This is a genomic window from Bacillus sp. mrc49 (assembly GCF_002803435.1).
In genome coordinates this window covers 1-13,877 of sequence record NZ_PHNG01000749.1, presented here as the reverse complement: position 1 = coordinate 13,877, position 13,877 = coordinate 1, and the positions used below count along the sequence as shown (strand labels likewise).

12 protein-coding genes are annotated in these 13,877 nt (G+C 44.4%); all 12 read left to right on the top strand.

Translation table 11 applies throughout. The annotated features are described in order from the left end of the window. Positions 1 to 2 precede the first annotated feature (2 nt). Entirely contained in the window at positions 3 to 1,229 is a 1,227-nt protein-coding gene (locus CVN76_RS22025; RefSeq protein ID WP_232732417.1) for a PTS ascorbate transporter subunit IIC, read from the top strand. A 108-nt stretch (positions 1,230 to 1,337) separates the two neighbouring features. Then, complete coding sequence (locus CVN76_RS22020) at positions 1,338 to 2,183, top strand: HAD family hydrolase (protein ID WP_100533067.1); 846 nt, start codon at positions 1,338 to 1,340, stop codon at positions 2,181 to 2,183. A 209-nt stretch (positions 2,184 to 2,392) separates the two neighbouring features. Further along, positions 2,393 to 3,421 carry a LacI family DNA-binding transcriptional regulator gene (locus CVN76_RS22015; RefSeq protein WP_198512623.1) on the top strand — a complete coding sequence of 343 codons (1,029 nt, stop codon included), beginning with the start codon at positions 2,393 to 2,395 and terminating at the stop codon, positions 3,419 to 3,421. Between the two features lie 207 nt (positions 3,422 to 3,628). Beyond that, positions 3,629 to 4,408 (top strand): SDR family NAD(P)-dependent oxidoreductase, encoded by a 780-nt coding sequence (locus tag CVN76_RS22010; protein ID WP_100533065.1) that lies wholly within the window; start codon positions 3,629 to 3,631, stop codon positions 4,406 to 4,408. A gap of 34 nt (positions 4,409 to 4,442) precedes the next feature. Continuing rightward, complete coding sequence (locus tag CVN76_RS22005; protein ID WP_100533064.1) at positions 4,443 to 5,639, top strand: iron-containing alcohol dehydrogenase; 1,197 nt, start codon at positions 4,443 to 4,445, stop codon at positions 5,637 to 5,639. 4 nt (positions 5,640 to 5,643) lie between these two features. Then, the gene (locus CVN76_RS22000) at positions 5,644 to 7,077 is read left to right on the top strand and encodes an aldehyde dehydrogenase family protein (protein WP_100533071.1); all 1,434 of its coding nucleotides are present in this window, start codon (positions 5,644 to 5,646) and stop codon (positions 7,075 to 7,077) included. A gap of 48 nt (positions 7,078 to 7,125) precedes the next feature. Beyond that, on the top strand, positions 7,126 to 7,749 hold the full coding sequence (locus CVN76_RS21995) for a hypothetical protein (RefSeq protein WP_100533063.1): 624 nt from the start codon (positions 7,126 to 7,128) through the stop codon (positions 7,747 to 7,749). A 2-nt stretch (positions 7,750 to 7,751) separates the two neighbouring features. Next, positions 7,752 to 8,459, top strand: coding sequence for an alpha/beta fold hydrolase (locus tag CVN76_RS21990; RefSeq protein ID WP_100533062.1), 708 nt, complete (start codon positions 7,752 to 7,754; stop codon positions 8,457 to 8,459). A 16-nt stretch (positions 8,460 to 8,475) separates the two neighbouring features. Beyond that, entirely contained in the window at positions 8,476 to 9,255 is a 780-nt protein-coding gene (locus CVN76_RS21985; protein WP_100533061.1) for an HpcH/HpaI aldolase family protein, read from the top strand. 15 nt (positions 9,256 to 9,270) lie between these two features. Further along, positions 9,271 to 10,467 carry an ester cyclase gene (locus CVN76_RS21980; RefSeq protein ID WP_100533060.1) on the top strand — a complete coding sequence of 399 codons (1,197 nt, stop codon included), beginning with the start codon at positions 9,271 to 9,273 and terminating at the stop codon, positions 10,465 to 10,467. Positions 10,468 to 10,879: 412 nt separating this feature from the next. Next, positions 10,880 to 12,046: an ester cyclase gene (locus CVN76_RS21975; RefSeq protein ID WP_198512621.1), complete on the top strand. Its 1,167-nt coding sequence runs from the start codon at positions 10,880 to 10,882 to the stop codon at positions 12,044 to 12,046. Positions 12,047 to 12,440: 394 nt separating this feature from the next. Continuing rightward, the gene (locus tag CVN76_RS21970) at positions 12,441 to 13,703 is read left to right on the top strand and encodes an ester cyclase (protein WP_232732416.1); all 1,263 of its coding nucleotides are present in this window, start codon (positions 12,441 to 12,443) and stop codon (positions 13,701 to 13,703) included. Positions 13,704 to 13,877: the final 174 nt, after the last annotated feature.

Below are 13,877 nucleotides of genomic sequence, written 5' to 3'. Positions count from 1 at the left end.
CGATACTGGTCGGGCTGTTTGCGCTAGTCGGCTTGCTGTTACAACGGAAAGCTGCTGCGGATGTTGTATCTGGAACGCTAAAAACCGTTATGGGCTTCATCATCATTGGAGCGGGTGCGGCCGTACTCATTGGCGCCCTTGATATATTCAGCCAAATGTTCGATCATGCCTTTAATGTTCAAGGCGTCATCCCGAATAACGAAGCCATTGTTGCAGCGGCACAAAGTGATTTTGGGACTTCGACTGCCTTGATCATGGTTTTTGGGATGGTCGTCAATGTTTTACTAGCACGCTTCACGCCATTTAAATATATATTCTTGACGGGACACCATACCTTATTCATGGCTTGTTTACTTGCTGTCACCCTATCGGTCGGCGGGCTTGACGGCGTTGCGCTCATCTTGGTCGGTTCCATTCTGTTGGGGGCATGCATGGTGTTGTTCCCTGCGCTCCTTCAGCCATACGTGCGGAAAATCACCGGAAGCGATGATTTTGCCATCGGCCACTTCGGGACGATTGGATATTTCGTTTCTGCAACCGTCGGAAAATGGTTTGGCAACAAGGAAAAGACGACGGAGCAAATCAAGGTGCCTAAATCGTTAGGATTCTTGAGGGACACATCGGTCGCTGTCTCCCTAACCATGACGATTTTCTTCGTGATCGTCGCATTGTTTGCCGGGCAGGATTATATCGAAACAAAATTATCCGGCGGCTCGAACTTCATCGTATTTTCTTTCATCCAGGCAATCACATTTGCAGCCGGTGTCTACATCATTCTTGCAGGGGTACGGATGCTGATTGCCGAGATCGTCCCAGCCTTCAAGGGAATCGCGGATAAAGTCGCGCCAAATACAAAGCCTGCGCTGGATTGTCCGACCATCTTTCCATTCGCACCGAATGCCGTGATCATTGGGTTCCTATTCAGCTTTATAGCTGGATTATTGTCGATGTTCCTTCTTCCGGTAATCGGATTGAAGGTCATCGTTCCGGGACTCGTTCCCCATTTCTTTACCGGGGCGGCAGCCGGTGTGTTCGGAAATGCCACAGGCGGCAGGCGCGGGGCGATGCTCGGATCATTTGCCAACGGTATCATCATTAGCTTCCTGCCGGCGATACTCCTCGTCTTCCTGGGGGATGTAGGATTCGAAGGTACGACATTCGGTGATTCCGACTTCGGTGTAGTCGGTCTCCTGATTCTAAGTGTGATGAAGCTGTTAGGATTATCCTAACATGTTATACTGAATGATGAAGAAAAATAATGGAACGAAACCAGCAGCCTATGATCTATATGAGAGTGGGCTGTTGGCATTTCCATGATCAATTCTGAGGTGATGTAGATGACGATTGAAGCAATCGTGCTGGATTTGGATGGCACGACATTGAACGAAATCAATACGGTGAACGAAACACTGATCCAGTACATAAGCGAACTTAGGGAAAGGGGAAAGCTGGTGTTCATTGCAACGGGAAGGACGCTGGAAGAATTGAAAGACGTAGTGCCCTCTCACATGCTCGTCGATGCCATGGTGACCGCGAATGGGATGTCCGCATTCATTGAAGGCAATCAAATCATCGAACACGCCCTGCCGCCACAACTTGTGGAGCGATTGGTTGCGAAAGCGGGAGCGGAAGAGATGTATTACGAAGTGCATCCGAACGACGGAGCACGGATGACGTTACGAAAAGATAAAGGCTATATGGTTAAACAAGGAATGGTGCAAAAGCCTGCTACTGTCGAAGAGAATGAATGGCTCTCAAGACAGGAGGCAATGGAAGGGAAAATAAAATGGGTGGAACAAATGGATACTGACAGCGTCGCCAAAATCTATTTTTTCAGCAATGACATCCATACCATGGAAAAATGGATAGCTGAGCTGGAATGGATCAAGAAGGAGCATGCTTTCACAACAGCATCCTCGACCCATCATAATGTGGAAGTGACCGTGGAGGGCGTTTCGAAAGCAACGGGCGTTCAAATATTGCTGAAGCATTTTCAGGTGGAGCCCCAAAATATCCTCGCTGTGGGTGATGGTGAAAATGACCTTCCGCTCTTTAAATTCGCCGGACGCTGCATTGCCATGAAAAACGCCACTGATCTTGTCAAAGAACAAGCAGATGAAGTGACGGAGTATTCCTATAGAGAAGATGGCCTCTATCGCTTTTTGAAGGAAAAGTTTCAATGACCCATACTTGTTTGAACTGTGCCCATTTTAGCGATGGGCTTTTTTTTTGCTTCACGGACGCCAGGACCTATTTCATAACCGGAAGAAAAATTTGTAATATTATGATATATTATAAGAGATGGAAATCGATTACCGTTCAGGATGAAAAATATCTAGGTTTTTAGTTTTTTAGGATAACAATTTGTATGCGTAGAAAGGATTTTATAAGTATGAAAAGATTGACGACAGAAGATGTGGCAAGAATTGCTGGTGTTTCACAGTCAACTGTTTCGAGGGTGTTGAATGATTATCCCTATATTAAGAAGCATACCCGTGAAAAAGTTCTGGCTGTCATTGAAGAACTGGGGTTCACAAGGGATGAAATTGCCCGAAGTCTTGTTGAAAAAAGAACGAAGTCCATAGGGTTGATATTGGGGAGCATTTCCAATCCGTTCTTTGCCGAAACGGCCGAGGTCATCATCGAAAGGGCCCAGCAATTGAAATATGATGTAATCGTATACAATACCGGTCATAAAGATGAGAACCTGGAGCAGGCGATTAATTTGCTGATTGGTAAGCGGGTGGACGGAATCATCCTCACAAGTGTAAGTAAAAACTATACTGAAAAAATCAAGAAATTACATGATAATGGATTTCCGGTATTATTATATAATAGTTTCCTGGATATCGAGGATGTGAACTTTATCGTCATGGACAATAACAAAGGGGCGAGGGTAGCCGTCCAGCACCTATTGGGATTGGGACATGAAAAAATTGCGAAAATATCCGGGCCTTCCAAATACTTAGCGACTTATGAACGAACGATGGGCTATAAACAAGAGCTTACGGACAATGGGTATGCAATCGATGACGAGTTGATTTTCAGTAGTGAATTCTCCTATGATAAAATTTATTCATTCACGAAAAAACTGCTGAAGAAAAAAGACAGGCCGACAGCAATCATCGCCGCATCCGATCAAATGGCCCTCGCCGTCTTAGGAGCAGCCTCCAGCCTCGATATGAAAATCCCGGATGATTTGTCCGTTGTTGGGTTTGATAATATAAGGCTCGCTTCCAATGAATTCATCGGGCTGACCACCATATCGCAAAAAATGGATGAAATGTCGTTGACGGCATTGGAGAAACTGATATATCTAATTGAACATAAAGAAGAAGAAGCAGCTGCATCGATCCAAATATTCCTAGAGCCTGAATTGATGATCCGCCGTACAACAGGACCAGCCCCAAAACAAGACTGAGTGTCATGACCGGCTTTGGGGTGGTCCTCAAGTATGTTTGGTGAAAATTTCTTCATAAAAAAATAATCTAACTATTTACAAAAGTCGGAAAGTTGTATATATTTTAGTTTGTAATCGATCAAAACATTGCATCCCATTTTTTGAATACGTATTCAAAGGCAAATGCTTCATTCCGGAATTTACAAAAATCTCTTCGATGAGATAAAGATGGGTGATAGATTGGACATTAATCAATTATTTCATTTAAACGGTAAAGTGGCGATCATTACCGGCGGAAGTAAGGGAATCGGCAAAGATTTGGCCAAAACCCTTGCGCAGGCCGGGGCCCATATCGCCATAGTTGCCCGCAATAAAGAGCAACTCGAAGAAGCTGCACATGAAATTGAACGAATTGGCGTGAATGTTTTACCCGTTCCTTTTGATTTAACGAAGGTGGAAGACACGGCACAGATGATGGACGGAATCTACAAGCATTTCGGCCAGCTCGACATTTTAATAAATAACGCAGGAATCAACGTGGCAAAGCCAGCGGAAGAGTTAACATCACAAGATTGGGATAAGGTGCTGGACATTAATTTAAAAAGTGTATTCTTCACGAGTCAAGCAGCAGGCAAGTATATGATCAACCAGAAAAAAGGGAAAATCATTAATATGTCCTCGCAAATGGCATTTGTCGGCTATTACAAGCGGGCAGCCTATTCCTCCAGCAAAGGGGGAATCACCCAGCTGACGAAAGCGCTGGCAATAGAGTGGGCGCCCCATCAAATCAATGTCAATGCCATAGCCCCGACTTTCATAGAGACACCGATGACAAAGCCGATGTTTGCAGATGAAGCCTTTAGACGCGAAGTATTGGGAAGGATCCCTCTTGGCAGGCTAGCCAAATCGGAAGACCTATTCGGAGGTGTGCTCTATCTGGCATCACGAAGTTCGGATATGATGACAGGCCAAACCTTGGTGATTGATGGCGGGTGGACCGTCTGGTGAGTTTTTTGAATACGTATTCAAAGGAGGATGAAACATGTCAATTAATCAATATAGGCATCATATGAGCCACGATTTTCGAATGCCTGCCGTTTTCCGATTCGGTGCCGGGGCATTTGCGACATTGGTGAAAGAAATAGAAACGCTTGGTTCCAAGAAGGTGGCAATCGTTAGTGACAAAGGGCTTGAAAAGGTAGGCTTAGTCCAAAGAGTGGTCGATCTGATTGAACCGCTTTCCATTCCAACCGTCACGTATACGAATATTGCCGGCGAGCCAACGTTTCAGCTATTGCAGGATGCCGTAGAAACGCTTCAAGCCGAGAATTGCGACTTGATCATCGGAATTGGCGGGGGAAGTGCGCTGGATGTCGCCAAAGCAACAGCCGCTTTATGCGGAAAAGACAATTTGGCTCCCTATTTAAGTGGGGAGCAAACGATCGAATCGAGAATGGTGAAATGCATCCTTCTGCCGACAACCTCCGGAACAGGTTCGGAAGTGACGATGAATGCCATTTTCGGCGATGAAGAGCAGCAAGTCAAAAGAGGGCTGGTAAGTCCAATGTTCCTTCCTGATGCAGCCATCATCGATCCGGAGCTGACCATTTCCTGCCCGCCTCGAGTGACCGCGGCATCAGGGGTGGATGCGTTTACCCATGCGATTGAATCATATATCGCCATCAAGTCGACACCGCTCACGAAGGTTTACTCGGAAAAGGCCATGAAGCTATTCACTTCGAACATTACGGGAGCTGTCCACAATGGAAGTGACTTAGAGGCGCGGATCGGGATGAGCTGGGTAAGCTCGCTTGCGGGTGTGGCCCTTGCCAATGCAGGAGTCGGGGCGGTGCACGCACTCGCCTATCCGCTAGGCGGAACATTCCATATTGAGCATGGAGTCGCAAATGCTCTCTTAATGCCATTTGTTTTCGAAGTAATCGGAAAAACATGTACGGAAGAAATGATTGAAGTAGCGACCTTTTTACAGCTGGGTGATTACAAATCAGGACCGCATCAAGCATTGAAGGCAGTTGTTGATTACATGTATCAGCTTCTGGTGGATCTGGATTTACCAACATCGTTATCTGAACTGGGGATCGATGAAGGCTCATTACCGATGATGGCGGAACAAGCTGCTAAAATCGATCGCTTGCTATCGAATACTCCTTATAAGCTAAATGAACAAAAGATTCTTGGAATCTATCAAAGCGCCTTTAAAGGAAGGGAGGGAAACTAAGTTGATTGGTACCGATTCTGATAGAAAGAAATTATTCATCGGGGGCGAGTGGCTGGAAGGAAACAATCATTACGAGCCTCGGTCTCCTTTCTCCGGTAAGGTGATCGCACAAGTTCCTTTGGCAGAAAAGGAAACCGTTTTAAACGCGATCGAATGTGCCGAACGTGGTGCGAAGGAAATGAGAAAGCTAACGGCGCTTGAGCGTTCAACCATTTTGGAACGCGCAGCCGCACTATTTCAGGAAAGACTTGAGGAATGTGCATTAATACTCGCTAAAGAAAATGCCAAGCCATTGAAGGCCGCAAGGGGGGAAATCCTCCGCACGATCGAGACGTATAAGTTTGCGGCGGAGGAAGCAAAACGAATCCATGGTGAAACGATTCCGATGGATGCCGCTAAAAACGGGAAAGGCCGTTTCGCTTATACGAAGCGTGAACCGCTTGGCGTCATTGCGGCGATCACACCCTTTAACTTTCCGTTTAATTTAGCGGCACATAAGCTTGGCCCTGCATTTGCTGCAGGTAACGCAGTCATATTAAAGCCAGCTTCACAAACGCCGTTAAGCGCAATCATGGCCGCGAAAATCTTTGAAGAAGCAGGCTTGCCCAAAGGAGCTCTCAATGTCGTCACAGGTAAGGGAAGCGTCGTCGGCGATGTTTTGGTCACTGATCCCAGAATTAAAATGGTTACGTTTACAGGAAGTGTCGACGTCGGTTTGGGAATCAAAGAAAAAGCGGGTTTGAAAAAAGTGACATTGGAGCTTGGTTCCAATTCAGCTGTCATCATAGACAGTGCTGATGACTTGGATGCCGTTGCAGCGCGTTGTGTCGAGGGTTCCTTTGCTTATTCAGGTCAGGTATGCATCTCGATCCAGCGAATTTATGTTCAAGAAGATTTACATGAAGCATTTTTACAAAAATTTGTGGAAAAGGCGAAGGTGCTTAAAATTGGCGATCCGGAATCCGAAGATACAGACCTTTCCGCACTAATTCATATCAATGAAGCGGAACGTGTGGAAAAGTGGATTGAATCGGCTAGAATGGCTGGAACGGAAATCGTTTATGGCGGGCAAAGAACAGATGCAGTCCTTCATCCAACCATTATCAAAAATGCAGGGTCAACACAGGAAGTAAGCTGTCAAGAAGCATTTGCGCCAATCGTGTCAGTGAACGCCTATAAAACCTGGGATGAAGCCATCGACCTTGTCAATGATTCCTTATACGGCCTTCAAGCAGGGGTGTATACAACTTCGATGCCAAAAGCGTTCGATGCGGTCGAGCGGCTGGAAGTGGGCGGTGTCATCGTGAATGATATCCCATCATTCAGGGTTGACCATATGCCATATGGCGGTGTGAAAAACAGCGGCACGGGCAAAGAAGGGGTTAAATATTCAGTGGAGGAAATGACGGAATTGAAGCTTGCCGTCTTTACGCTTTGAATAAATTGAAATTTTAAAAAAATAATGAACATGGAAGGGGAAATTAAAATGACAGTACAAGAGCCAAAAGTGAAAAAAGCGGTAACGAATGAGGAAATGGAAAACAATTGGATCGTCCGTTTCGATCAAATGAAAGCAAAAGGAATACCGCTTATGTTCATCGACAGCATCATTCCAGGACATCAACGCATCAACTACACATTAATTGGCGATACAGCAAGTGAAAATGATAACTTCACACCTGAGATTACGGAGCCGCATGGTTTTCAAATCGGAATGGTGAAGGCCCAGAAAGGCAACGGACCCGCTTACCATACGCATGACTATATTGAATCCTTCCTTCCTCTTTCAGGGAAATGGCGTTTTTACTGGGGAAAAGGACCGGATGAAATTGATGGTGAAACGATCATCGAGCAATGGGACTTGATTTCCTTGCCGCCAGGTTTATGGAGAGGCTTCGAAAACATCAGTGAAGAAGATGCCTGGATCTTCGCCGTCTTGGAACAACATCAAGTATTTGATGGAAAAGACCCTTACTGGTCGCCAAAAGTGATTAAAGATGCTGCTAAATATGGCTTCCACGCCAATGAATTAGGAAAAATGATTAAACCGGATAACTTCGAAGAACTTGAAAAGGAAATCGCCGATAAATTGAAAATGGGGCAAAAATAAGCATGCAAAAGGTACCGCTCATTCTGCTTCCTGGAACGCTTTGTGATGAACGTTTATGGGAATCGCTGAAACTATCAGATCTTGCAGATGTAAAAGTATGTGATGTGTCCAAAGCTGATACGATCGAGGGCATGGCAAAGTCGGTGCTGAAAGAGGCACCTGATCGGTTTGCACTTGCAGGGTTATCACTGGGCGGCATCATCTCTCTTGAAATCATGCGAATCGCACCGGAGCGGGTCCTAAAGCTAGCGTTGCTCGATACGAATCCATATCCTCCCCAACCTGAACAAATCTCAGGCTGGGAGAGGCTCATCGAAATGGCCGATAACGGTCAATTCCACGATATTACACATAACCACCTGCTGCCGGTGTTAATCCATCCAGACCGGAGAAATGATGAAGCATTGGTCTCAACGATTATCGAAATGGCTGAGAAAGTCGGTAAAGCAGGGTATATCAATCAGTTAAAAGCCGTGATGACTCGCTCTGACCAGCGCCCCATTCTTTCCTCCATTGAATGTCCGACCATGATTCTGACAGGAAAGGAAGACGTCGTGTGCCCTGTTCATATGTCTGAATTCCTGCAAGAAAATATCCGGGAAGCGAGACTGGAAATCGTGAATCATTCAGGTCATTTAAGTACGTTAGAGCAGCCAGAAAAAGTAAGTGCCTTATTGAGGGATTGGTTATGGAATGAATACGCTTTGTAGAAAGTGAGGGAAGATGATGAAGAATGAAGTAAAGGAAAAAATAAAGCAAGGCGAACAGGTTCTAGGAGCATTTATAGGCATTCATTCACCGCCCTTAGTCGAAATGATCGGCTATGCCGGCTTTGATTTTGTCGTAATCGATGATGAGCATGGCGCCTTCAGTCCCACCGAGCTTGAGAGTATGATCCGTACGGCGGATTCATGCGGGCTTGTCCCGATCGTCCGGGTTTCCTATGACCCTTCCAGTATTCAAAAGGCCTTGGATCGCGGTGCAAAAGGTGTACAAGTACCGATGGTCAATACAAAGGAAGAGGCGCTTGATGTCGTGAGCAGGGCCAAATTCCCGCCATATGGAAATAGGGGGGTATCGTATTCGACGAGGCCCGCACGCTACGGAAAAGAAAGTGGAAAACCTTATTTAGATGAGAGTAATGAAAATGTTATGATAATTGTGCATATTGAAACGCAAACTGCAGCCAGCAACTTCGAAGCCATTGCCACAGTACCTGGAATCGACTTAGCCTTCATCGGCTCGACGGACCTCTCCGTGAGCATGGGTCATTCCGTGGAAGGGGCCAGTCACCCTGAAGTGCAAAAAGTCATCAATGGACTTTTCGAAAAAGCGAAGGAGCTGGATGTGCCGATTGGGACGGTTGCCGCAAATGGTGCTGCCGCTAATGGGGCATTTGACAAAGGTGCACAATACGTTGGGGTCATATTGAATAATGTGATTACGTCTGCGTTAGATGATGTCGTCTCGGCAAGCAAACCAGTGCAACCTATCAAATCATCTTGAAGAGGAGTTAAGGGCATGACTAAATCCACAGAAACCATCGATGTGAACGAGGAAAAAGGTTCAGTACAATCAGCTGTAACAAGGAAGGTGCTAAATTCCAATAATGGGAAGATCCATTATGGAAATAGCGAAGAAGTTAATAGGTTGGGGTTTCATGATTTTAATGAGTATAGTAAAAAGCTGAATCGAAAGCAAAGCATGGATGGTTTTGATCCTCAGTACTTGGACATAGTGGATTTCATCATGAAAATCACTCACCAAATTTGGGAAGAACGAGGCATTGGTGTCATTTATAAAACGTACCATAATAATGTCACCATGCACTGTGGGTCTTTAAATCTTCAAGGAATGAATGCAGTCATCTCAAATACCCTGCAAACCTTACATGCGTTTCCAGACAGGAGATTAATAGGAGGAAACGTTGTTTGGTCTGGTAACGATAAAGAGGGCTTTTATTCCTCCCACCGAATTAATTCGACTGCAACGAATCTAGGGGACTCGCTATTTGGACCATCGACTGGGAAAAGGGTGAACTTCAGGACCACTGTGGATTGTGCCGTGCACTCGAATCGGATTTACGAGGAATGGTTAGTGAGGGATAATCTTCATATTGTTCAACAGCTAGGCCTGGACCCTCATGAATTGGCAAAAATCCTGGCAAGAAATACTGCAAATTCCTTGCAGCAAAGCTATGGCTTAAGCGAGACGATGAATGGTCAATTGATGCCTGCTGTGTTCGAACCGAAATCCGCTCAATTCGAAATCGGTGAGTTCATTCAGGATATGTACAATAAGATATGGGAGTGGCGTTTGTTTAATCAATTACATGACTATTACGCAGATCACGCAGTGGTACATTATATTTGCGATAAAGACCTTAGTGGCTACGATCAGATTCAAGGGATGCTCGTAAGCCTTTTTGCATCATTCCCGAACGCTAAGTTTTTAATGGACCGTGTGACGTGCAACCCGATAGATGATCATGATGCTTGGGATGTATCTGTAAGATGGCGTCTCCAGGGACTTCATGAAGGAATCGGCTGCTTTGGGCAACCGAGCTGGAAACCGGTTGATATTCTAGGTATCACTCAGCTGCGCGTGATTGGCGGCAAAATAGTCGAAGAGTGGATGACCTTCGATGGATTGGATGTCCTCAAACAGATTTACATGAACACAGATGATATGGAAGAATCACCTCAAAAAGAACTGTAAACTTCCGAGAGTGTATAGGGCACTTTCGAAATGGGTGATTTTATCATGGAACAGCGATCCTTATCCTTCTACCAAGTAAGAGCTTTTTAAAGTGATAACGCTACCGGTCATTTTATTGACGATAAAACGCTCGAACCCAGTGAAGGTTCGCCCATTTTTTTGCTTCGTATCCTGCCGCCCGATTCTGAAAGGGTGACATGTACCCAAGGCGGTGCCGCTAATGAATGGGATGTAGCCGTAAGAGGAGGTTAAAGGAAGAGGATTCTTTGGTCAACCAAGCTATAAACCTATGGAAAACTAGCGATTAAACTTGTAGAAGAATGGATCATTTTTGATGGGATGGATGTTTTGAAGCAAACTCATGTTAATCAAGAAACAGAGGCAAAACAAATGTAAGGGGATGTGTGAAAAATTGACAAAAGTAGATGATAGTAAAGTGATGGAAAAGAAAGAATCACTAGATATTAACAACACACATAATAATATAGTTCTTCATGACAAGGTTTTTTACGGAGATAATGCAGAAGTGAATCGTTTAGGCTACGCAGATTATAACGAATATTCGAAGAAAACGATACGGAAACAAAGCATGAGAGGTTTCGATAAAACCTATGTAGACATTGTGGATTATATTGTGAAATGCACCCACCGCATTTGGGAAGAAAATGGCTTTGGCTTGATCTATTCCCATTACCATAATGAATCGATTTTACATGCAGGATCACTTAATCATTATGGAATCAATCATGTCCTGTCAAGTTCCATTCAAATGCAGCACTCTTTTCCAGATCGCAAGGTAGTCGGGGAACAAGTCATTTGGTCAGGTAATGATCAAGATTCATTTTATACATCTCACCGCAGTATGTCATTGGGGACAAATCTAGGAGCGACGAGCTTTGGACCAGCGACAGGAAAAAGGGCATCATTTAGAGTGATTGCAGATTGTGTTGTTCATTCTAACAGGATTGTGGAAGAATGGCTTGTAAGGGATTATCTTCATATCGTTAAACAATTGGGATATAATCCGGTCGAGATTGCTAAAAAACTAGCACGCACCTCTCAAAAACAGTCTAGTTTCGGAAGACCTGAAGCGATGGAAGGTCAATTCATGCCAGAAGTATACACTAACAAGCACGAATGTTTCGAAATTGGGGATTTTGTTTTAGAAATGTACAATAAAATTTGGGAACAGCGATTATTTAATCATGTAAAGGATTTTTACGTAGATCATGCAGTGGTCCATTACATTTGTGATCAAGATATCGTCGGGCACAATAAAATCCAGGGATTGCTTGTTAGTTTATTTGCATCGTTCCCAACGGCCAAAGTAATCTTGGAAAGAGTTACGTGCAATCAAGGGGAATTCAATGAAGAGTGGGATGTAGCTGTAAGATGGAGATTGCAAGGCATTCATGAGGGAATCGGGACCTTTGGTTTGCCGAGTGGAAAGCCTATCGAAATTCTTGGAATCACCCATCTAAAGGTTCGCAATGAAAAAATTGTTGAAGAATGGATCGTATTTGATGGAATAGATGTATTAAGGCAAACCTTTTTAGATACAGAGGTTGAACCTATTTAATTGATGCATGTCCTCCCATTTTTCTTACTTGAAGTGGCTTTCAGACGCCATATTATATTACTGCGAAAAGGAGCCTTCTTTTTACTTTTAGGGGGAAAGTAATGGAGGTTTCTCCTTTTGGATATTTCTATTTACATTAGTTAGAAAATTATTTATATTCAATAATATCCGATATTTTGAATGCGTATTCAAATTGGACCTTTTCCTATTGATGCAAAGCGGGTTGAATATCACTGGTCTGTACTTAAGAACTTGAAAAGGAAAACGCGGTATCTTGAAAAGTCGGGCAAAAAAAAGATAGACGAAGCACAGCTTAAAGCGTTTACAAGGTCTAGATATCTTGCGTTTGAATTTAAGGAAGCTATAACTCTATTAAAAAGGATGGTTATCCACTATGGCAGAAAAAAATTCAGGTTCAATTGAAATGGCGGTAAAAGAGGAAAAAGCAAGTTCAATCAATGTGGCTCCAAAAGAAGGAAAGGCAACAAGGAAAACGAATCAACCCATCAAGAGAGCGCCCAACTACATCTTTTATGCGGATGCTGATGAAGTGAATATGCTGGATACGAAGGATGATTCCGATTACATAAATATGGAAGAAATGTATCAAAAGAAACAGCGAATGAACGGTTTTGACCCGGAATACAACAACATCGTCGATTATATTGTAAAAATCACGCGTCAAATCTGGAAGGAAAAAGACATCGGCCTGATTTACGATACGTATAGCACAAGTGTCTCCGTTCATAAAGGGCTGATCAATAGTCACGGCGTTAACGAAGTCATATCAGGCACGCTGCAAACCCTGCATGCGTTTCCCGATCGGAAAGGATTGGGATGGAGTGTAATCTGGTCAGGGAATGATGAAGAAGGATTTTTCACCTCGCACCGGGGACGTTCGGTTGCGACGAATCTTGGAGATAGCTTATATGGCCCGGCCACCGGAAAGAAAGTGATGTTCAGAACAAGCGCCGATTGTTTGATCTTGAATAATAAAATTCACGAAGAGTGGCTTGTGATGGATACCTACCACCTCGTTTTGCAGCTTGGTCTTGACCCGGCAGAGGTGGCCAAAAAAATGGCCAAAAGCACGTTAAAGCTTGCTCCATCGATTCAATTCGGCTTTAATGAGACAGCGGAAATGGGGCTTCCGCCAAAGGTCTTCACGCCATCATCTGATGAATTCGAGATCGGGGAGTTCATGCAGCTTGTATTCAACCGCATCTGGGCACGGCGTTCCTTTAACTTCGTTCGTCAATATTATGAGGAAAATGCCGTCGTTCATTATGTCTGCAATAAGGATGTCATTGGGGCGAGTGAAATTCAAGGAATGTTCATGAGTTTGTTCGCCTCCGTTCCGAACGGGAAAGTGATCGTGGAACGGGTGACGTGCAATAAACGCGGCTCGGAAAATGACTGGGATGTAGCGGTGCGCTGGAGAATCCAAGGAATGCACGAAGGAACAGGATACTTTGGAGCGCCTAGCGGAAAAGCCATCGATATTGCTGGAATCAGCCATTATAAAATCCGTAATGAAAAAATCCTCGAGGAATGGTTATTGTTTGATGGGATGGAAGTATTGCGCCAAATCCATTTACCGAATGAACAAAATGCTGAAGCGACAGTGGAAGATGGGAACTTTACCGGCGTATCATGATTGATCGGTTTTAGCGGCTGCGCTGCAGCAGGTAATGACACGAATAGGAGGAAAAAGAGATGGAGTATATGAAGAAAGCGGAAGCGTTGGAGCAGACCTCTTCAAATGATGTAGAACAAACGGTAAAGTCCATTATTGAGCATGTAAAAGCGGGCGGAGATGCGGCCGTTCAGG

What these genes read in the sequence shown, in the direction of transcription:
- CVN76_RS21990 (WP_100533062.1), top strand. Translation starts at nt 7,752, where the DNA reads ATGCAAAAGGTACCGCTCATTCTGCTTCCTGGAACGCTTTGTGATGAA.
- CVN76_RS22010 (WP_100533065.1), top strand. Translation starts at nt 3,629, where the DNA reads ATGGGTGATAGATTGGACATTAATCAATTATTTCATTTAAACGGTAAA.
- CVN76_RS21985 (WP_100533061.1), top strand. Translation starts at nt 8,476, where the DNA reads ATGAAGAATGAAGTAAAGGAAAAAATAAAGCAAGGCGAACAGGTTCTA.
- CVN76_RS22020 (WP_100533067.1), top strand. Translation starts at nt 1,338, where the DNA reads ATGACGATTGAAGCAATCGTGCTGGATTTGGATGGCACGACATTGAAC.
- CVN76_RS21970 (WP_232732416.1), top strand. Translation starts at nt 12,441, where the DNA reads ATGGCAGAAAAAAATTCAGGTTCAATTGAAATGGCGGTAAAAGAGGAA.
- CVN76_RS21995 (WP_100533063.1), top strand. Translation starts at nt 7,126, where the DNA reads ATGACAGTACAAGAGCCAAAAGTGAAAAAAGCGGTAACGAATGAGGAA.
- CVN76_RS21980 (WP_100533060.1), top strand. Translation starts at nt 9,271, where the DNA reads ATGACTAAATCCACAGAAACCATCGATGTGAACGAGGAAAAAGGTTCA.
- CVN76_RS22005 (WP_100533064.1), top strand. Translation starts at nt 4,443, where the DNA reads ATGTCAATTAATCAATATAGGCATCATATGAGCCACGATTTTCGAATG.
- CVN76_RS22015 (WP_198512623.1), top strand. Translation starts at nt 2,393, where the DNA reads ATGAAAAGATTGACGACAGAAGATGTGGCAAGAATTGCTGGTGTTTCA.